This is a genomic window from Streptomyces roseirectus (assembly GCF_014489635.1).
Lineage (GTDB): Bacteria > Actinomycetota > Actinomycetes > Streptomycetales > Streptomycetaceae > Streptomyces > Streptomyces roseirectus.
In genome coordinates, this window is sequence record NZ_CP060828.1 from 4,276,021 (window position 1) to 4,298,697 (window position 22,677).

Annotated in this window: 2 protein-coding genes; both read right to left on the bottom strand. The window is 73.3% G+C overall.

Annotated elements, in window-relative coordinates:
* Positions 1-51 precede the first annotated feature (51 nt).
* Positions 52-20,685 (bottom strand): SDR family NAD(P)-dependent oxidoreductase, encoded by a 20,634-nt coding sequence (locus IAG44_RS17790; RefSeq protein WP_187748082.1) that lies wholly within the window; start codon positions 20,683-20,685, stop codon positions 52-54.
* Complete coding sequence (gene asnB, locus IAG44_RS17795) at positions 20,682-22,676, bottom strand: asparagine synthase (glutamine-hydrolyzing) (protein WP_187748083.1); 1,995 nt, start codon at positions 22,674-22,676, stop codon at positions 20,682-20,684. The genes IAG44_RS17790 and asnB overlap by 4 nt, the downstream gene beginning before the upstream one ends.
* Between the last annotated feature and the right edge of the window lies 1 nt (position 22,677).

Genomic DNA, 22,677 nt, shown 5'->3' on the forward strand with positions numbered 1-22,677 from the left:
GGGCGCCGGCGGGATGCAACCCGTCGGCGCCCACTCACACGTCCCCCGGCATCAGCCCAGACGCGTCAACCACTCATGAACCGCCTGCGCGGTGCTCTCCGCATGTTCCTCCAGCAGCGTGAAGTGGTTACCGGGAACCTCCAGCCGGGTGTGGTCCAGCGGCCAGTTCGGACCCCACTGCTGACGGGACGAGTCGCCCAGGACCTCCGCCAGGGCCTCCGGCGAGGCCGGCGCGACGAACAGCGTCGGCGTCGACACCGGACGCGGCTCCCAGCCTTCGAAGACCTCCGCGTACCTCGCCATCGCCGTGAGCTGTTCGTCGTCGGCGGGGAGTTGGGGGTAGCGGTCGGCGAGCCAGCGGGTGATCGTGATCATGCCGTCGCCCAGCGCGTCGCCGGGCCGCGCGGGGGTGTCCAGCAGGACGAGGGCGGCGGCGGGTGTGCCGTCGGCCTCCAGGCGCCGCGCGATCTCGTGGGCCGGCCAGCCGCCGGACGAGTAGGCGACGAGGGCGAAGCGGCGGTCGGCGAAGCGGTGGCGCAACGCGGTGACCTGGCGGTCGATCGCCGCGTCGAGGGACTGCGGGAGGGGGGTGCCGGTCGCGTATCCCGGCATGCCGGTCGCCCAGACCGAGCGCCGGCCGCGCAGGGCCATCGCCAGGCGCAGGTACTGGTGCGCGCCGGTGGGGGCGATCAGGGACGGCAGGCAGACGAGGCCCACCTCGTCCGTGCCCTCCGCCAGGTACAGCGTCTCCGGGTCCGGGCTGTCCGCGCCCGTCCCGAACGCCGGGCGCAGGCGCGCGGCGCTCTTCAGGAGGGCGGCGCCGACCGCCGACGGCGCGGAGCGGACGGCCGCGTGGAACAAGGTTCCCAGGACCGGTTCCGTCACGTCCACCGCGCCCTCGTCCCTCGTCGGCTCCGGGTGCAGGGCGGCCACCAGCGCGCGTACCTCGTCGGCGCGGTGCGCCATCAGATACGCGGTGAGCTTGCCGACCGAGTCCTCCTCGAACAGCACGGTCGACGACAACTCGCCCAGGTCCTGGCGGAGTTCGTTGGTGAACTGGAGGACCAGGATGGAGTCCATGCCGTACTCGATGAACGAGGTGTCAGGGGTGATCTTGTCGGCCGGGACTCGGAGGGTTTCGGCGGCCTTGTCGGTGAGGTAGGCGGTGAGGACGGATTGAGCATGTCCGGCCAGGGCCGGAGCCCCCGGGGTCTGGGCGGCCGGAGCCGGGGCGGGTGCGGTCGGGATGGTCAGGGTCGGGGCTACCGGGGTTACGGCAACCGGGTTCGGCGTGAACGGAGTTGATGCGGCCGGGACCGGGGTCGTCGCGGCGGCCGGGGTCTGGGCAACCAAGGCCGGGGTCGCGGGAGCCTGCGTGGTCCGCTGGGTTCCTCCCGTGGCCGGGCTCACCCTCTGCCTCCCGATCCCGTCGCCCTCGGCCGCGATGATCTGCTGGCCCAGGTCCGCCGCCGACGGCAGCAGTGACACCACCGACGTGAACCCCTCCCCGTGCAGGACCTCGCGCCACGCCTCCGGCGAGAGCGCCGGGGAGCCGGGGACGCGGAGGGGGACGTCCTCGGAGAGCCACCAGCCTTCGAGGAGGCCGAACGTGAGGTGGCTGAAGACGTCGAAGGCGGTGAGTTCGTTGAGGAGGAGCCAGCCCCGGTCCCGCATGGCGGCCTTCGCGTTGCGCAGCGTGTTGCGCATGTCGCGGGTCGCGTGGAGGACGTTCGCCGCGATGACGAGGTCGTAGCTGCCGGCCTCGATGCCCTGCCCGGCGAGGGGCTGTTCGACGTCGAGGCGGCGGCAGTCGAGGTAGGGGGCGTCGGGGGTGTAGTTGGCCTGGGCGCGGTTGAGGAACGCCTTGGAGAGGTCGGTGTACGTGTACCGGTCGATGTTGTCGGCGTAGGGGCGCAGCGCGGCGAACATGCCGACGCTCGTGCCGCCCGTGCCGGCGCCGATCTCCAGGATGCGGAGCTTGGCGTCCGGGTTCTGGCGCAGCAGGTCGGCGACGATGCCGGCGGCCGCCGCCGACATCGTCCGGTTGAACGTGTCGGCGACCCTGTTGTTGCGGTAGCAGCCCTCGACGAGTTCGACGGAGCCGCGCGGGAACATGATGTCGGTCGCGGGGACGCGGCCGGTGAGGATCGCGGGCAGGGACTTCAACGTCGCGTCGACGAGGGCGAGTTCGGCCGCCTTGTCGGGGTCGGCAGACCAGCGCGCGCACTCCTGCGCCCACTGCCGTTCCAGGACGTCGAGCGGCGGCGCCGAGGCCGGCATGACCCGCAGGGAGTGGGCCAGCCAGGCGGTGTACCGCTCGTGGATGCCGCCGCGTGCGCGCAGGGCGGTGAGGTCGGCGGGCGTCGGTTCGCCCACGCCTCCGTGCGCGAGCCCGCCGGTGCCGCCCGGCATCGACTCCCCGGCCCGGACGACGCCCAGCGTTTCGAGGTGGGCCCGGATCAACTGCGCGAGCAGCGGGTCGCGTTCGTCTCGGCGCCACGCGGCGACGCCGCGCAGCAGGTCCTCGTCCGCCTGCCCGGTGTGGGCGGCGACCGTCTCCGGCGCGACGCCGGACGTGGCCCGCGCGTACACCGTCGTCCGCAGCGTGGGGTCGATGGGCTCGATGGCCCGGGGGTCGGTCAGCTTGACGTAGCCGACCTGGGGCTGGGGGCCGGACAGGAGGGTGCCGAGGGCGGCCATGCCCTCCGGGGGCTCGATGGACTTGAGGCCCCAGCGGGCCATGCTCTGCTCGTGGAACGCGGAGGCGACGCTGCCGATGGAGCCCCACCAGCCCCAGTTCATGACGCGGACGGGGCAGGCGAGTTCACGGCCCAGCAGGTGGGCGTAGGCGTCGGCGAAGGCGCAGCCGGACGCGTAGTTGGACTGCCCGGCGGCCGTCACGAAGGACTGGAGCGAGGAGAAGAAGAGGACGAAGTCGAGGGGTTCGCGGCCGAAGACCTGGGCCATCGCGACGCTGGTGTCGACCTTCGCCGAAAGCGCCGCACGGAAGTCGCCCTCCGCCATGTTGGCCAGCCCCCGGTCACGCAGCACGAGCGCCGAGTGGACGACGCCGTCGACGCGCCCGTACCGGCCCTTGACCTCCTCGTACGCGGCGCGCAGCGCGGCCGGGTCGGTGGCGTCGGCGGCGAGGTAGCGGACCTCGCCGCGCCCGCGCGCCGCGTGCAGGCGTGCCTCGATGCCGGCGTCCTGGGCACGGCGTCCGAGCCAGACGACGCGGGCGCCGTGCCGCTCGGTGACGTGCCGGGTCCACGCCTCCCCGAGCCCGCCCGCGCCGCCGATGACGACGTACACGCCGCCCTCGCGGTAGGGCACGGTCTCCAGGCGGGCGGAGGCCGCCGGGACGAGGCGGCGGCGCAGCCACTGGCCCGCGCGCCGGGCCCAGGTGCCGCCCGGGGTGCGGGTGGGCAGTCCGGCGAGCCCACCGGCCTCGTCGAGGTCGACGCGGCGGACGGTCCAGTGCCCGTACTCGTTCTCCAGCGAGCCGAACAGGCCATGCAGGGCGGCGTGCGCGGGCCGGGTCGCCTCACCGGCGTGGGTGGCGAGGGCGCCGCGCGTGACCAGGGTGACGCCGAGCGGGCGGGCGTCGGCGCCGGTGTTCAGCAGCGCCTTGACCATGCGGAACGCGGCGATGACGCCGTCCTCCTGCGCGGCGACGAAACCGGCCGCGTCCGTCGCGTGGGGCGCGGTGTCCGGGGCCAGCCACAGGAGGTGGTCGATGCCGCCCGTCGCCGTCAGCGCGGCGGTGACCTCCTCGACCGGCGCGCCCGGTGCGAGGCGCCAGGCTCGGGCCTGCGGGAAGGTGCGCAGGACGTCGGCGAACCGCTCGTCCGAGGCGCCCACGACGAGCACCCGCCCCTGGGCGGACGCGGGGCCCCACTCCTCGGCCGACACCGGCTCCCACGCCGGGCTGAACAGCGCGGGCGCGGAGTCGGGGACGGCGCGCGAGGTGTAGCCGGTCAGCCGGACGCGGACCGCGCCCGCCTCGTCGACGAGGTCGATGTCGAGCCGGCTCGGGTCCACCACGCGGACCACCGACCACATCACCCCCTCGCAGGGGCCGAACAGGTCCAGCGTCTCCAGCGCGAACGGCACCCTGACCTCGTCCGCGTCGCCGTCGAGCGCGAGCGCGGCGGACGCCTGGATCGCCGAGTCGGTCAGCGCCGGGTGCAGCACGTACGGGTGCTCTCCGGGCGCGGCCAACCGGACGACGACCGTGCCCTCGCCGACGTACGCCTCGTCGATCGCCCGCAGCGACGGGCCGTGGCTGATGCCGGCCGCGACCAGCGACTCCGTGATCCGGGTGCCGGGCACGCGGGTGGGGCAGGCGGCGCGCAGGGCGGACAGGTCGAGGGGCGCGGGGGCGGGGGCCGCGGGCGGCTGGACCCTGGCCTCGCTGTACGGGGGCTCGCCGGGTGCGCCGATCGTGACGGTGACGCCCTCGGCGTCCGGACGCACCGTCACCGTCGCGTCCAGCGGGCCGTCCACGGCCAGCGGGCGCACCCAGGTGACGTTCCGCATCCGCAGCCCGGACGCCGGGTCCGTCCCCAGCACGCGGACGGCGGCCTCGCGGGCGAGTTCCAGGTGCACGACACCGGGGAGGACCCGGCCGCCGCGCACGAGGTGGTCGTGCAGGAGGCGTTCGTCACCGGTGAGGCGGACGGTGCCTCGGAGGGTGCCGGGGGTGGCGGGGTCGGGGGTGAGGTCGGTGAGGAAGGGGTGGGCGGAGGAGACAGGAGTGAGGACGGGGGCTGCGGGGGCCTGCGTCGATACGGCCGACGGTGTCGATGCGACCGGCGGTGTCCCTGTCGCCCAGTGGCTCTCGCGGGCGAACGGGTACGTCGGCAGCGGGACCCGGCGCGAGCCGCCGGGGAGGACGCGCGTGAAGTCCAACTCGGCGCCCCGGACGTACAGTTCCGCGAGCGCGCCGAGGTCCGCCGGGAGCGTGGCCGGCGTCGCGGACGGCTTCGCCTCGCCCGTCAGGGCGCGCGGCCCGCCGAGCCCCTGCTCCAGGACCCGGAGCAGGTCATCCCGGTCGCGGACGACGCAGGCGTACCGGTGCGTGAAGTGCGCGCGGCCGACCGCGAGGGTCCAGGCGACGTCCCCGGCGTCCAGCTCGGTCCGGGCGCGGCAGTGCGCGGCCAGGCGGGCGACCTGCTCGGCCAGTTGCTCGCGCGAGCGCGCCGACAGGACGACCAGGTGGGCCGTTGCGGTACTGCGGGTCGCGGGGCGGGCCGGGGGTTCCTCCAGGACGACGTGCGCGTTCGTGCCGCTCGCGCCGAAGGAGCTGACGACGCCCCGGCGCGGGCCGTGCGCGGGGGCGGGCCACGGCTCGGTGCGGGTGTTCACGTAGAAGGGGCTGCCGTCGAGGCGGACGGCCTCGTTGTTCCGCTCGAAGTGCAGGGAGGCCGGGATGCGCTCGTTGCGCATCGCGAGGAGCACCCGGAAGATGCCGGCGACGCCCGCCGCGTACTGCGTGTGCCCGAGGTTCGTCTTGATCGAACCCAGCGCGCAGTAGCCCTCCTTGTCGGTGTCCTTCCTGAACGCGCGGGTCAGCGCCTGGAACTCGATCGGGTCGCCCAGCTTCGTGCCGGTGCCGTGCGCCTCGACGAGCTGGATCGTCTCGACGTCCACGCCGAACCTGTCGTACACCTCGCTCAGCAGGCGCTCCTGCGAGACCGAGCTGGGGGCGGTGATGCCGTTCGTCGCGCCGTCGTGGTTCGTGCCGGACGCGCGGATCACGCCGTGCACGTGGTCGCCGTCCGCGAGGGCGTCGTCGAGCCGCTTCAGGACGAGGACGCCGACGCCCTCGCCGGGGACGAAGCCGTCCGCGCGGTGGTCGAAGGCGCGGCAACTCCCTGTCGGCGACAGCATGTTGGCGCGGCCCGCCAGCTCGAACAGGCGCGGGGTGGACTGCACGTAGACGCCGCCCGCCAGGGCCATGTCCGTCTCGCCGGACCACAGGTCCTTGCAGGCCAGGTCCAAGGCGACGAGGGAACTTGAGCAGGACGTGTCGACCGCGATCGCCGGGCCCTTCAGGTCCAGGAAGTACGCGATCCTCCCCGGCACGATCGACCCGAGGTTCCCCCAGAACGCCTGCGCCGGCGCGTCCTCCCCGACGAGGTTCCGGTAATCCCCCTCCCAGCAGCCGACATACACCCCACAATCCCGCTCATTCACTGCCGTCCCGGCATACCCCGCGTCCTCCAACGCCTTCCACGACTCCTCCAGCAGCAGCCGCTGCTGAGGATCCATCACCGCGGCTTCCACCCCGGAGATGTTGAAGAACAACGGGTCGAACTGATCGATCCGCTCCAGGAACCCACCCCTGTTGCAACGGGGGTTCCCCGCCTCGTCCACAGCGGGCAGTGGCCACCGGCTCGCCTCGCTAGTGAGGTCGCGCCCCTCGGCCAGGTGCTGCCACAGCTCATCAAGGGAATCGGACCCCGCGAAACGGCCGCTCATACCGACGATGGCGATGGGGGGCCGGGGGTTGGCGGGGGCCGCCGGGTGAGCGGGGGCGGGGGCGGGGGCGGCGACGAACGCGCTGGCCGCCGGAGCAGCCGGAGCCGGGAACGCGTGAGCGGGCTCAGGTGTGGCGGCGAGCCCTCCGACCGCCGGGGCCGGGAACGTCGGGGCGGCCGGGGCCGGTTCCGGTGTTGCCGCGAAGGTGATGGCCGCCCGGTGGTCGTCCAGGAGGTGGGTGATCAGACGGTCCGCCGAACTGTGGTCGTAGATGACGCTCGTCGTCAGGTCGAGGCCCAGCGTCTCGTTCAGCTCGTGCACGAAGCGCACCCCGAGGATGGAGTCGAGCCCGTACTCGGCGAAGGCCCGCCGACTGTCGATCTCCCGCTCGTCCATGGCGAGGGCGATCGCGAGCTTGGCGTGCACGGTGTCGCGGACGCGGTCTTCGAGCGGGGGGACGGACTCGGCGGAGCCGGGAGCGGGGTGGGTGGGAGCGGCATAGGCGGCTGGCGCCGTGCTGGCCTCGGGAGTCCCGTACCCGGCCCCTGTCCCGGCGATCGCCGAAGCGGCGGGCACCGCAGCGGGCTCGGGAGCCCGGTACCCGGCAGCCACCCGCCCGACCTCGGAGGCGGCGTACGCCCCGGCGGCGCCGGAAGCCTCGTACCCGGCGCTCGCCGAAGCGGCGGAGACCACAGCGGGCTCGGGAGCCCGGTACCCGGTACCCAACCCGCCGGCCTCAGGGGCGGCGTGGGCGGCGGGCGCCGCGCCGGTCCCGGGAGCCCCGTGCCCGGCGGAGGCGATGCCGGTCCAGGTCGCCCCGTGCCCGGCGCTCACCGAAGCGGCGGGCACCGCAGCGGGCTCGGGAGCCCGGTACCCGGCAGCCACCCGCCCGACCTCGGAGGCGGCGGGCGCCGCGCCGATTCCGGGAGCCTCGTGCCCGGCGGAGGCGATGCCGGTCCAGGTCGCCCCGTGCCCGGCGCTCACCCCGGCGGCGCCGGAAGCGGCGTAGGCAGCGGGCGCCGCGCCGGTCCCGGGAGCCCCGTGCCCGGTGGAGGCGATGCCGGTCCAGGTCGCCCCGTGCCCAGCGCTCACCCCGGCGGCGCCGGAAGCGGCGTAGGCAGCGGGCGCCGCGCCGGTCCCGGGAGCCCCGTGCCCGGTGGAGGCGATGCCGGTTCCGGGAGTCTCGTGCCCGGCGCTCACCCCGGCGGCGCCGGGAGCGGCGTAGGTGGCGGGCGTCGTGCCGGTTTCGGGAGTCTCGTATCCGGCGGACGTTCCGGCGGGTGTCGAGGTGGCGGCGTACGCCGTATTCGGCCTCGTGCGCGCGCTCGGTGTCTCGTACGTGGGGCTCGTTCCAGCGGTCTCCGGTGCTGTGTAGCCCGCGCCCGCGCCGTCCGCCACGGCCTCCAGGTCGCCTGCCCAGTAGCGGTCGCGGGCGAAGGGGTAGGTCGGGAGGGAGATGCGGCGGGGGGTGGTGGGGGCGTGGAGGGCGGGCCAGTTCAAGGGGACGCCCTCGGTCCAGAGCGCGGCTAGTTTCGTCAGCTTGCGGGATTGCGTCCAGCGGGTGATGAGGAGGTCGCGGAGGTCGTCGTCCTCCGTCAGTTCCGCGACTGTGCCGGTGGGGTGGCCGGCGGTGCCTCGGAAGACGCCGGGGGCGGTGGGGTCGCCCGCGACATAAGACCGTAGGGAGTCGTGGAGGGCCCGTACCGATCCAGTGACCACGGCCAGGCGTTCGTCGAGGGCGACGCGCCCGGTCTGGAGCGTGAACGCGAGGTCCGCGAGGTCGGCCGCCGCGCCGGGACCGGCGAGGTGGTCCGCCAAGTGCTCGGCGTGGGCGCGGAGTTGGTCGGACGTACGGGCGGACAGGACGACGAGCTGTTCGGCTCCTGCGTGCGCCGGCGCCCGGCCGGAGGCGGACTGGGACACGTGTTCCTCCAAGATGACGTGGGCGTTCGAGCCGCCCGCACCGAACGACGAGACCGAGGCCAGCCTCGGCCGGTCGCCGGGCCAGTCGGCGAGTTCGCGTTGGACGAAGAACGGGCTGCGTTCGAGGTCGAGGTTGGGATTGAGTTCGTCGGCGTGCAGGCTGGGCGCGAACTGCCGGTGCCGCAGTTGCAGCACGGCCTTGGTCAGCCCGGCGACACCGGCCGCCGCTTCGAGGTGTCCGATGGACGACTTCACGGACCCGAGCGCGCAGAACTGCCGCTCGTCCGTGTCCTGTTGGAACGCGAGGGTCAGCCCGGTCACCTCGATGGGGTCACCGAGTTCCGTACCGGTGCCGTGCGCCTCGACGTACCCGATGTCGCGGGCGGAGACGCCGGCCCGCTTCAGCGCGTCCCGGATCAGCTCGGCCTGCGCGACCGGGTTGGGCACGGTGTAACCGTGGGTGCGGCCACCGTGGTTGACGCTCGTGCCCCGGATCACCGCGAGCACCTGGTCGCCGTCGGCCTCGGCCCGCGAGAGCGGCTTGAGCAGCACCGCGCCGACGCCCTCACCGGGTACGAAGCCGTCGCCGCCCTTGCCGAAGCTGCGCAGCTTCCCCTCCGCCGAGAGCATGTTGGAGCGGCACAGCTCCACGTAGTCCAGCGGGTGCAGGTACAGGTTGACGCCACCGGCGATGGCCGCCTCGCACGTGCCCTGGTACAGGTGCTCGCACGCCTCGTGGATCGCCGTGAGCGACGCCGAGCACATCGTGTCGATGGTCATGCTCGGGCCCCGCAGATCGAGGAGGTGCGAGGTCCGCGCGCTGAGCGAGGCGAACGACAGCGCCGGGACGACCGTCTCCCCGGACGGCAGCCGCCGCGTCCCGTACCGGGCGTGGCCCGACTTGGTGACACCGGCGAAGACGCCGACCCGGTGGCCGTGCCGGGCGCCCAGCTCCTCCGGCGTGTAGCCGGCGTCCTCCAGGACCTCCCACGCGGCCTGGAGGAACAGGCGTTCCTGCGGGTCCATCGCGTAGGCGTCGCGGGGTGCGATCCGGAAGAACAGCGGGTCGAACCCGGCGAAGTCGTCCAGGAAACCGCCCCACTTGCTGTAGCTGCGGCCGTTGGCGATGGCCGTCTTGCGGGCGGGCTCGTAGAAGCCGTCCAGGGGCCAGCGGTCGGCGGGGACTTCACGGATGGCGTCCCGCCCGGCCTTGAGGTTCGCCCAGAACCGGGTGAGGTCCGGGGCACCGGGGTAGCGGCCGGTCATCCCGATGACGGCGATGGGCTCGCGGGTGGCGGGGGCGGCGGAGGGCCGGGGGGCGGAAGTCTGCGGCACGGGTTCCGCCACACGGAGTTCCGTCACACGGGGTTCCGCCGCCGGAGTGGCCGACTCCCCCTTCGGCGCCAGGTGTTCCGCCAACGCCCGCAGCGTCGGGAACTCGTAGAACACCGTCTTCGAGACCTCGCCGTACACCAGCGCCAGTTCCCTGTTGAGCTGCACGATCATGATGGAGTCCAACCCCATCTCGTGCAGCGGGGCGTCCGCGTCCACAGCTGTGGACGGAACCTTGGTGACCTCCGCGAAGATCTCGACGAGCCGACGGAGGGCGTCACCGACGGGGACAGGGGCAACGGCGGCCGGAGCAGCCGGGGCAACCGCAGCCGCCGCCGGCACCCGGCTCACCCCGCCCACCGGAACCCGGTTCACATCCCCGTGATGGATCCAGACGTGCCCCTCCTCCCCCAGCCCCCAGGCCCGCACCAGCGCCTCGACCCCGGCGGCGTTCTCCATCGGCGCCAGCCCCCGGCCCGTCCAGAGCCGGGCGCGCACGGCCTCGTCGACCCGCATCCCGGCGTCCCGCCACAGCGGCCAGCCGAGCGACAGGGTCCGCCCGGACCGCTCGCCGGCGGCGACGCGCGCGTTGCGCAGTCCGGCGAAGGCGTCCAGGAAGGCGTTGGCGGTGGCGTAGTCGGCCTGGCCGGGGTTGCCGGTGATGGCGGAGCCGGAGGAGCACAGGAGGAGGAAGTCGAGCGGGGCGTCGCCCACGGCCCGGTCGAGGTGGACGACCGCGTCGGCCTTCGGCGCGAGGACGTCCCGCCACTCCTCCTCCGTCTTGTGGACGAGCGCCGCGTCGCGGACGACCCCGGCGCAGTGGACGATGCCGTGCACCGGCCCGGTCTCGCGGAGGAGGTGGCGCACCTCCTCCCACCGGGAGACGTCGGCCCGCGCGTACCGGGCGACGGCGCCGGCGTCCCGCAGCTCACCGAGGAGCGCGTCGACGCGGGCGTCACGCGGTGACCGTCCGGTGAGGACGAGGGTGGGCCGCTCGACGTCCCGCGCGATGGCACGGGCGACGACGGCACCGACGCCCCCGGCGCCTCCTGTGATCAGGTAGACGCCGCCGTCCCGCCACGGCACCCGCGCGGAGCCCGTGCCGGTGACGTCCCGCCAGGCGAGCACGGAGCGTTCGCCGCCCCGGTGGAGGACGACGTCGTCCTCGGCGGGGGCGTTGTGCGCGACGAGACCGGCGACGGTCCGGCCGTCGAACTCCCCGTCCAGGCAGATGAGTTGCGTGGTGAGCGAGGGGTCCTCGGCGGCGGCGGTGCGCAGCAGTCCGGAGAGCGCGAGGTGGACGGTGTCGGCGCCGGAGACAGGCGCCACGACCTGGACGAGCGTGCGGCCGGGCGTCACCTCGGCGACGACGTCCCGCAGGGCCGCGAACACCTGCCGTGAGACGTCACCGAACCGGCTGCCGAGCCGCTGCTTGAGGCTCACGACGGTGACGCAGTGCACCCCCGGCTCGATGAACTCCCGTGCCGAGGCGGCGAGTTCACCGCACAGGAGCACGACCCGCCGGGACGGCATCTCACCGGACCCGGTGACGGCCTTGGGCTCCCAGCGCGGCACGAGCAGCGCGGTCCCGATCTCAGCCCCGGCGGCATCACACGCCGCCGCCCCCGGGATCCAGTACCGGTCCCGCGCGAACGGGTACACCGGCAGATGGGCCCGCCGAGGCGTCGAACTCCCGTACAGCGCACGCCAGTCGACCGCGTCCCCCGCGATCCAGCGGGCGAGCAGCCGGGCGGGGTCGCCGTCCGTCACGAGGGTGTCGCCGGCGGGGCGGGTGACCGTGCCGAGGAGCCCGGTGTGGGGGCCGTCCTCCGCGAACGCCCGGAGTTCGGCGGCGAGTTCGCGCCGCGAGCCGACCACCCAGCCGACGCGTTCGCGCAGCGCCTCACGCCCGGCCTGGAGGGTCCAGGCGAGGGAGGACAGCGGAACGTCGGCGCGCTCCAGGTGGGCCAGCAAGTCGCGGGCCACCTGGCGCAGTTGGTCAGGGGTGCGGGCCGACAGCGGGACGGCGACCGGGGTGGACCCGGCGGCCGGAGCCGCGCCGGGCACGTACTCCTCGACCACCACGTGGCAGTTCACCCCGCCGAACCCGAAGCTGCTGACGCCCGCCCGCCGGGGCGAACTCCCGCGCCGCCAGGGCTCGTTCTCGCGCACGACCCGGAAGGGTCCCTTGTCGAGTTCGAGGTAGGGGTTGAGGTCGCCGGAGTGGAGGGAGGCCGGGATGGTGTCGTGCTTCATGGCGAGCAGCACCTTCAGCAGGCTCGCCACCCCGGCCGCCGCCTCCAGGTGGCCGATGTTCGTCTTCACCGAGCCCAGCGCGATGTCCGCGTCCGGTCCCGCGCCCAGCCTGCGGTAGGCGGTGCGCAGCGCGCGCACCTCGACGGGGTCGCCGAGGACCGTGCCGGTGCCGTGGGTCTCGATGTAGCCGACGGTGTGCGGGTCGATGCCGCGCATCGCGGCGGCGACGAGGTCGGCCTGGGCGTCCGCGTTGGGCGCCGTCAGGGAGTTGGCGCGCCCGCCGTGGTTCTCCGCGCTGCCGACGAGGACGCCGAGGATGGCGTCGCCGTCGCGCTCGGCGGCGTCGAGCGGCTTCAGGACGAGGGCGCCGACGCCCTCGCCGCGCACGTACCCGTCCGCGTCCCGCCCGAAGGTGCGGCACCGGCCGGTCGGGCTGAGCATGCCGGCCCGGTTCGCGCTGACGAACGTGTCCACGCTGAGCAGCAGGTTGACGCCGCCCGCGATCGCGAGTTCGCACGCGCCGGAGCGGATCGCCTCCATCGCCCGGTGCACGGCGACCAGCGAGCTGGAGCAGGCCGTGTCGATGGGCTCGCTCGGGCCCCGGATGTCGAGGACGTACGAGATCCGGTTGACGAGGATGGAGTGCGCGTTGCCGGTGGAGGTGAACGCGTCCGGCTCGACCCCGTACGTCGTCAGCAGCGTCGCGTAGTCCGTGCCGGAGACACCGAGGTAGAGGCCGGTGTCGCGCGGCAGGGCCCCGGGCGCGTACCCGCTGTCCTCGACGGCGTGCCACACCGTCTGGAGAGCCAGCCGGTGCTGGGGGTCCATCAGCTCGGCCTCACGCGGGTAGATCTGGAAGAACCCGGCGTCGAACGCGTCGACGTCGTCCACGACCCCCGCGTGCTTCGGGAACTCCGCCCCCTCGACGACCTTCGCGTACGCGGCGTCGTAGCGGTGCGCGGGGAACCCGGTGACGCAGTCGCGGTTCTCCGCGAGGTTGGTCCAGTAGGCGTCCAGGTCGGGCGAGCCGGGGAAGCGTCCGGCGACACCGATGATGGCGATGGGCATCGGCCGGCCGGGGTCGACAGGGGCGACAGTGTCCTCAACGGGCTTGCTCTGCACAGGAGTTGCCTCAACAGACGCGACCTGCACCGGAGTTGCCTCGACAGGCGTCACCTCCCCCCGAGCCGCCCGCACCGACTCCCCGTACTCCTCGACCACGTACCGCCCCAGCGCGGCCAGCGTGTTGACGTCGAAGAACACGGCGGGCGTCAGCTCGACCCCCAGCTCCTCCTTGATCAGCCTGCTGAACGCGACCAGCGAGATCGAGTCGAACCCGAACGCGTCGAACCCGGTGTGCGCGTCCAGCTCCTCGGCGTCGAACTTGAGGATGTCCGAGGCGAGCAGCCGCAGCCGGTCGACGGCGAAGGCGACGAGGGAGTCGTCGTCGCGCTGAGCGACAGGGACAGGGGCCGGCACGGGAACAGGAGCCGGAGCCGGAGCCGGAACGACAACCGCAGGCTCGGTCCGCACAGGCGCCACCGCCACCGGTATCTCCCGCCGCGCCACCTCCTCGTACGAGGGCCCGGCCTCCGCCTCTCCCCACCGCATCCCGGTGAGTTCGGCCAGCACAGCCCCGTCCGCGTCGGTCAGTTGGACCCTGCCGACAGCGGTGTCGAGCACGACATGCGCGACCTCATCGGCACTCCGCGCCTCATCGAAGACCCGCACGTCCTCGAACCCGCGAGGCACCTGCCGGGCCCAGTCGACGACCCCGTCCCGCTTGGCGGCGAGCTGCACCCCGTGCGAGAGCGCGGCCAGCACGTGCGGAGCGATCCGCACGTTCCGCAGCACCACGTCCTGCCGCACCTGAGGCACCCCGACGGCGAGCACGAGCCGCCCGTCCGCCAGCCAGGACGCCCCGGACACCCCGAACCGCACGGCCTCGGGCACGACACCCCCCTCGGCGAGTTCGGCCAGCACCTGCGCCCGGTCGAGCACGCGCACGGCGTCCCGGTACGACCCTCCGGCGGGAGCCCCCCGCCCGTCCCCGTGCCGCACCACGAACTCGGCGACAACACTGCGCACCCCGTTCCGGTCCTCCCGGACCACGACCCCGACGCCCGTATCCCGGCCGTCCGGCGTGAAGGTGGTCACCAGCCGCGCCGTCTCCCCCCAGTTCACGGGCCCGTACATCCGCAGCCCGCTCACCCGGGGCCGCTCCGCGAACCCGGTCGCCCGCCCGACAGCCAGCGCGAGATCGACGGCGAACGCCGGAACGATCCCGCGCACCTTGTCCTGGGCGTACCCGTAGTCGGCGAGGTCGTCGAGGTGGACGTCGAGGACGTACCGCAGCCCGCCGACGTCGGACCGGTTGGCCCCGAGGAACGGGTGCGCCTTGTCGCGCACCGCGAGCGGCGTGACGACGCTCGGCGCGCCGGGCTCGGGCTCCGTCCAGCAGCGCACCCGCTCGAACGGGTAGGCCGGCAGCGAGATCCGCCGGGGCGGACGTTCGCCCGTGAGGGGCGTCCAGTCGACGCTGCCGCCGCCGGTCCAGTCGAGGGCGAGGTCGCGGACGGCCGGGTCGGCGCCGGTCAGCGCGGCGTCCTGGTCACGCCCGCCGGCCAGGTAACGGTCGACGGACGCGACGGCTTCGGTGAGGTCCCGCGCCAGGAAGGCCCAGCGGCGCGGCAGTTCGTTCTTGCCGACGCGCAGGGTGTGGGCGATGGACGGCAGGTCGGCCTCGTCGGCCGCCGCGAGGTAGTCGCGGAACCGGGAGAGGGAGGTCTCCAGCGCGGCGTCGGTCATCGCGGAGAACACGAACAGCTCGGCGCCACGCGGCCGTTCGGCGAGCGGGCGGGCCTCAGGAACGTACTCCTCGACGATGATGTGCGAGTTCATGCCGCCCGCGCCGATGGACGTGATGCCCGCGCGCCGGGGATGAACGGTCGTCACCCCGCCCTCATCGGTCACCGCCGGTTTCCACTCGGTGAGTTCGCGCTGCACGTGGAACGGCGTGTTCTCGAAGGCGATGTCGGGGTTCAGCTCCCCGCTGTGCAGGGACGGCACAAGGGTGCGCTTCCTGAGCTGGAGCAGCACCTTCGCGAAGCCGATCATCCCGGCCGCGTGCAGCAGGTGGCCCATGTTCGACTTGACCGAGCCCAGCGCGCAGAACTGTTTGTCGGCCGTGTACTTGCCGAACGCCGAGGTCAGCGCCCGTACCTCGATCGGGTCGCCGAGCGAGGTGCCGGAGCCGTGCCCCTCGACGTAGGTGATCGTGCGCGGGTCGACGCCGGAGTCGTCGATGGCCTTCTCGATCGCGCGGGCCTGCATGCGGGGGTTGGGGACGGTGAACCCGTTGCGTATGCCCGCGTTGGACAGCGCGGTCCCCTTGATGACGGCGTACACCTGGTCGCCGTCCCGCTCCGCCTCCACCAGCGGCTTCAGCACGACCGCGCCGACGCCCTCGCCGAGGATCGTGCCGTCCGCGCCGAGCCCGAAGCTGCGGATCACGTCGGAGGTGGCGGTGGTGAAGTGCTCGTGCGAGGAGGTGATCAGGTTGTAGGGGTGCAGGAGGAGGTTGACGCCACCGGCGACGACCATCTTGCACTCGCGGGCCCGCAGCATCTGCACGGCCTGGTGGACGCAGGTCGAGGAGCCCGAGCACATCGTGTCCAGGAAGATCGACGGTCCCGTGAAGCCGTAGAAGTACGACAGGGTGTTCGGGATCGTCGCCGTGTAGCTCCCGGTCGCCGGGGCGCCTCTGGTCAGGCTGTTCTGGAACCCGTACAGGTTGTAGTGGTTGCTCATCGTCCCGACGAGCACGCCGACGTCACCGTCGTACCGGCGCTGCAACGTCTCCCGCGAGTAACCCGCGTCCTCCAGCGCCTCCACGCCGACCTGGAGGAAGAGCCGCACCTCAGGCGACATGCGCTCCGCGTCCCGCTTCGAGATGCGGAAGTAGCGGGGGTCGAAGGTGTCGATCTCCCTCAGGAACGTGCCCGTCTTGATGGCGCTCTTGCCGGGCACGGCCCGCTCGGGGCTGTAGATCGCGTCGTGGTCCCAACGGTCCCGTGGCACCTCCTGGAAGAGATGCCGCCCCTCTTCGAGCACACTCCACAGCTCATCGAGGGTGTCCGCACCGGGGTAACGGCCGGAGACGCCGACGATGGCGATGTCGTGGTAGTCGTCGGGAAGGGGTTCACGAACGACGACGGAGGCGGGAGCAGGGTCCGGAGCCGGAGCCGGAGTCTCCTCAACGACGATGCTCTCAGGCTCGGTCGACACCTCGGCGTCACCCCCGAAGCGCGCCTCCAGCGTCGCCCGGTGCTCCTCGATCAGGTAACCGGTGACACCCGCGATGTCGACGTACTCGAAGAACAGCGTCTTGGGCAGCGGCCCGAAGATCTCGCCGAGCCGTTCCGTCGCCTCCAGCACGCCGATCGAGTCGATGCCGTACTCGATGAGGCCGACGTTCGGCTTCAGGTGCGCGGGATCGTGGTGCAGGACCTCGCCGAGGAGGTCCTTCAACAGGTCCGTCGTCCGGGCGAGGAGGTCGGCCTCGGTGAGCGTGCCCGTCGGGGCGGCCGGCGCGGCGACGGGACGGGGTGCCTGCTCGACGCGCGGCGCGATCGCGAGGGACGCCTCGGCGCCGTACGCGACGACGACGTGCTCCGGCGTGTCGAGCAAGGCCGCGCCCAGCACGCGCAGCCCGGCCTCCGTCGGCAGGGGCTCCCAGCCTCGCTGACGGCGCATCGACGCGAGCGTCACGTCGTCGACCGTCATGCCGCCGTCCGCCCACAACGGCCAACTCAGGGCCACCGTACGGCCGTTGCGCTCACCGGCGTCCACGAGGGCCTGCCGGTCGTGCGCGAAGGCGTCGAGGAAGGCGTTGGCCGCCGCGTAGTCGCCCTGGCCGGGGTTGCCGTAGACGCCGGCGACGGAGGAGAACAGGACGAGGAAGTCGAGCGGAACGCCCCGGGTCGCGGCGTCGATGTGCAGCACGCCGCTCACCTTGGGCCGCAGCACCTCGGCGACGTCGCCGGGCTCCTTGGTCAGCAGGTACCCGTCCCGCAGCGTCCCGGCCGCGTGGACGATCCCGTCCAGCGAGCCGTGCGCGCGCAGGATCCCCTGGACGACGCGCTCGACGTCCGCCGCGCTGCCGACGTCGGCGGCGACGTAGTGCGCGTCGACGCCGGCCGCCCGCAACTCCTCGACGGCGGCGCTGGTTTCGCCCCCCTCACTCCGGCCGCTGAGCACGACGGTGACGCCGGTGTGACGCGCGAAGTACCGGGCAACACTCCGCCCGATCCCCCCGAGCCCACCGGTCACCCAGTACACGCCGCCGTCCTTGAGCGCCGGTACCCGCGTGTCGAGGGCGAGTTCGACGGCGTCCGGCCGCCACACCTGCCGCACCCCGTCGGCCCCGTGCCGCACCTCGGCGTCATGAACGACCGGATCCCCGGCCTCCAGCCGCACCAACTCGGCAACCCGCCCGGCCGAGGCATTCCCCAACCCGGCGACGCGCACAACACGCCCCGAGACGGCGGGGTTCTCCAGGTTCAGCGTGCGGAAGAGCCCGGTGAGCGGCGCATGGAACCGACGAGGAACACGCTCGTCCACGACCACGACGAACCGATGCGCCCCCTTGGGCCTGTCCCGCAGCAACTCCCGGACCCGCCCGATGACGAGATCCAGCACAGCCCCGACCCCGTCCGCGACCGCGTCGGGCGTGACGGCGGGCAGCACGACGAACGGCACACCGCTCGCGGCGGACACCTCGGCGGCGTACGCGTCACTCCGCCCGGCGAGGAACCCGTGCACGGTGACACCGTCGACGGCCCCATCGACGGACGCGGCGACCCAACGGGAACTGGCGGCAACGAGCCGCGTCCCGTCGAAGTCGGCCGCTTCCACCCCGCCCCCGCCCGACGCCCCCCGAGCCCCACCGGACCCCGCCGCCTCACAACCGACCTGGCCCGGCCCGACCCAAGCCCCACCGGGGCTTGATGCTCCAATCTCTGAGCCACGCGCCCCACCAACACCGCCCGCCTCAACAACCGTCCGCTGCGCCAACCCACGCAACCGCACGCGGACCACACCCTCGTCGTCGCACAGATCGACGTCGAACGTGGCGAGCCCCTTCCCGCCGCCCCGGTGCCGGACCCACGCCCACATCGTGTCGGCGCAGGCCGCGTGGACGTCGAGCCGATCGAGGGCGAACGGCATGGAAAGGCTGCGGCCCGCCTCAGGAAACAGAGCCGCCTGGAGAAGCACCGACGCCTGGAGCGCGGCGTCCAGAACGCTGGGCGGCAGGGCGACGGCGGGATCGGCGACGTCGGCGGCGGGCCGCTGGAGCCGCGCCAGCAACTCCCCCTCCCCCAGCCGGATCTCGGTGAGCCCGCGCATCGCGGGGCCGTACTCAAGCCCGGCCGCATGAAGCGCCGCATACGCCTCACCGGGATCACGGGAGCCCGCGCAGGACGCCCGCAGCGCGGCGAGATCCAGCCGCTCGGACTCGTCCCCCGCCCCCACCGACGCCGTGCCCCGGCTGTGGACGACCGACTTGCCGCCGTCCACCGTGCGGAGTTCGTACGCGAGCGTGCCGTCGGACCGGCCGGTGACCACGACATGCGCCTCGACCGGATCGCCGTCGACGACCAGCGGGCGCAGCCAGGCGGTGTCGGTCAGCCGCACGGACGTGCCCGTGCCGCCGGGCGCGGCGTTCGCGACGGACGCGCGGGCCAGCTCCAGTTGCGCGGCGGCGGGGACGACCCGGCTGCCGTGGACGCGGTGGGCGTCGAGGAAGGGCTCGGCGCCGGTGAGGACGGCGGTGTGACGGTGCTCGTCGAGGGTGGAGGTGTTGCGGGGGACGAGGGGGTGGGGGGCGGCGTTCCCGGCAGCGGGCGCGCCCTGGTCCTCGGCCGGCCGGGTGCGGAACCAGTGCCGGTCCCGTGCGAACGGGTACGTGGGCAGCCGGACCCGGCGCGCCTCGGCGTACCCGGGCAGCGCGGTCCAGTCGGCGTCGCCGCCCTCGGCCCAGCGCGCGGCGAGGTCGTCGGGGTCTCCGTGCGCGGCGCCCTCGGACAGCGCACCGTCCACGAACTCGGCGAGCAGGCCAAGCAGTTGAGGAACATCCGCCACCACGAAGGCAACCCGGGACGCCATCGGCTCGCGCCCGCGCTGGAGGGTGTGCGCGAGGTCGCGCAGGGCCGTCGACCCGTCCGTCTCCAGGAACTCCCGCAGCCGCCGCGCCATCTCCTTCAGCCGCTCGGGGTTGCGCGCGGACAGCGGCACGACGTACGGCCCGGCGTCCTCGGCGAGGTCCGTTTCGGCCCGCTCGGCGGGGACGTACTCCTCCAGCACGACGTGCGCGTTGGTCCCGCCGAACCCGAACGAGCTGACGCCGGCCCGGCGGGGGGCGGGCGCGTCCCAGGGCTGGGTCTCGCGGACGATGCGGAACGGGCTGCCGTCGAGGTCGATGAGCCGGTTCTGCTCCTCGAAGCCGACGGTCGCCGGCAGCACCTTGCCCGCGAGGGCGGCGACGACCTTGGCGATGCCGGCGACCCCGGCCGCGCCTTCGAGGTGGCCGATGTTGGTCTTGACGGAGCCGATGCCGACGGAGTCCGGCGCGGGCTCGGTGCCCTGCGCCTCGTGGAGGTTGCGGAAGGCGCGCTTGAGGGCGATGACCTCGATGGGGTCGCCGACGGGCGTGCCGGGGCCGTGGGCCTCGATGTAGGAGACGGTCTCGGGGCGGATGCCGGCGCGGGTGTACAGGCCCTCGACGAGGTCGGACTGCGCGGCGGGGTTGGTGACGGTGAGGGAGCTGGTGCGCCCGCCGTGGTTGGTGGCGGCGCCCCGGATGACGGCGTGCACGGGGTCGCCGTCGGCGATCGCCTGGGCGAGCGGCTTGAGCAGCAGGACCGCGCCGCCCTCGCCGCGCACGTATCCGTCGGCGCCCTTGTCGAAGGCGCGGCAGCGTCCGGTGGGCGAGAGCATGCTGGCCTGGCTGAAGGCGACGAAGTGCTTGGGCGACCAGCAGAGGTTGACGCCACCGGCGAGGGCGAGCGCGCAGTCGCCGTTGCGCAGCGCGGTGACGGCCTCGTACACGGAGACCAGCGAGCTGGAGCAGGCCGTGTCGTTGGTGATGCTGGGGCCTTGCAGGTCGAAGTAGTAGGAGACCCGGTTGGAGATGATCGAGTAGGCGGTGCCGGTGGGGAAGTAGGCGTCGGTCTTGGCGCCGTCGCGCTCCATCAGCTCGGCGTAGTCGGCGTGGCAGACGCCCATGAAGACGCCGGTGCGGCTGCCCGCGAGTGATCCTGCGCGCAGGCCGGCGTCCTCGATGGCGTGCCAGGCGAGTTCGAGGGCGAAGCGCTGCTGGGGGTCCATGCTCTCCGCTTCGCGCGGGGAGATGCTGAAGAACGCGGCGTCGAAGCGGTCGGCGTGCTCGATGAAGCCGCCCCAGACGCTGTTGGTCTTCTCGGCGCCGCGCTTGGGGCTGCCGAACCAGCGCTCCTTGGACCAGCGTTCGGGCGCGACCTCGGAGATGAGGGAGCGGCCGTCGGTGAGGTGGCGGGCGAACTCGGTGAGGGTGTCGGCGCCGGGGAGGCGGAGGGCGAGGCCGATGATCGCGACGGCGTCGTCTGCGTTGTCAGCTTCTGCGGAAACGTTCCGCCGCTGATCCGGGCTCATCGCTGCCCCCCTGCCAGGAGCGGGCTGCCGTGCCGGCGGTCGATCACGGTCGTCAGGTTCATCTCGGCGGCCTGTGGGATCCGCATCTCATCTCCCCGGTCCATCACGAACTGTCGGTTGAGCACGGCGGTCGAGAGCAGGTGGATGAAGGCGTGGTCCTCCTTCGTGCTGACCTCGGCGCCCCCGTCGGCCAGCACCTTGTCGACGAGCCGCTTCGCGAACCTGGGGTCGATGCCGTCGATCTGGGCCAACTCGTGCTCGGAGCGGACCAGTTCGAGGTAGTCGGGCCGGTGCTCGCGGAACGCGGTGCTGCCCGGCGCGCGGTAGGGCTGCTTGCGCCGGGTGAGGGGTTCGGCCGGCAGGACGTCCCGGAACGCCTCCTTGAGGACGGCCTTCTCCTCCCAGCCGTCGTCGTAGCGCAGGTTGACGAGCGCGGCGGCGCGGACCACGGCCGGGTCGAGGAACGGGCACCGGTTCTCGACGCCGTGCGCGAGCCCCATCCGCTCGCCCTGGCTGGAGAGCAGGTAGCCGGCGAGGAGGGTCTTGAACTCCAGCCACTGCGCCTTCTGCGTCGGCGACAGGGCGGCGTAGCCGGGGGTGTCGCGGACGAGGGCGAGGAGGTCGGCGAACGGATCCTCGCGGTCCTTGAGCAGCCGCTGCACGAACCGGCCGTTCTGGTAGCGCAGTTCGTGGGAGAACAGGCCGTCGAGGCGTTCCTCGGCGAACTGGCTGAGCAGCCCGCTCACATGGACCTGGTGCTCGGGCCCGAAGTGGGCGAGTTCGGGGTGCAGGACGGCGATCCGCTCCCGGCGCTCCTCGGCGGTGAGCCGGTGCCAGTCGGCGCGCAGCATCGTCTCGCGGAACAGGGAGTAGCCGAGGAACGCCTCGTCGGCGCCCTCGCCGCTGAGGATCGTCTTGATGCCGGCGTCCCGCACGTGCCGCGACAGCAGGTACATGGGGACCAACGCGGTGCGGAACACGGGGACTTCGGCGTGGTGGACGGCCGCCGGGAAGTTCTCGACGACGTCGGCCGTGGAGATGGCGATGGACGAGTGCCGGGTGCCGAGGTAGCGGGCGACCTCGTGCTGGGCGCTCGACTCGTCGAGGGCGCGGTCCTCGAACTCCACGGAGAACGTGCGGACCTCGTGGGAGGAGAGGTCGGTGGCGAGGCGGGCGACGATCGACGAGTCGAGTCCGCCGCTCAGGTAGACGCCGACCTCGACGTCGCTGCGCAGCCGCACCTCGACGCTGGTGCGCAGGGTGTCGCGGACCAGGGCCGCCGCCTCGGCGGGCGTGCCGGTGAACGGGGGCGCGTCGACGGCGAGTTCTTCGTACGTGTGCAGTTCGACGCGGCCGCCGCGCAGGGTGAGGAGGCTGCCGGGGGGCAGCTGGCGGACGCCCTTGAAGGGGGTGCGGTCCGGGAGGGGGGTCCAGATGCCGTAGATGGACTTCAGCTCGTGCGGGTCGAGTGCGAAGGAGAAGCCCGGGAAGGCGCGGAACGCCTTCATCTCCGAGGCGAACAGGAAACCGTCGGGGCGGTCCGCGTAGAACAGGGGGCGCTTGCCGTAGCGGTCGCGGGCGATGAAGAGGTCGCCGGCGACGGCGTCCCGCACGGCGAAGGCGAACGCCCCGTTGAAGCGGCTCAGGCACGCCTGGCCCCACTGGATCCACGCCTGGAGGACGACCTCCGTGTCCGAGCGGGTCCTGAACTGGCGGCCGAGCGCGGTCAGTTCCTCACGCAGCTCGATGTGGTTGTACAGCTCGCCGTTGAAGCAGATCCAGTAGCGCTCGGTGGAGTCCGACATCGGCTGCGCGCCGGACGCGAGGTCCACGATCGCCAGCCGTACGGTGCCCATCGCCATGCCGTCGTCGAGGTAGTACCCGGCTTCGTCGGGGCCCCGGTGCCGGATCCGGGAGAGCATGCCGGTGATGACGGCCGGCTGGGTGCCCGGCGTCAGCGCCGGGGCGGCGAAACCCGCTATCCCGCACACG

Coding starts and splice junctions, on each gene's coding strand:
- IAG44_RS17790 (WP_187748082.1), bottom strand. CDS start 20,685: ATGAGCCCGGATCAGCGGCGGAACGTTTCCGCAGAAGCTGACAACGCA.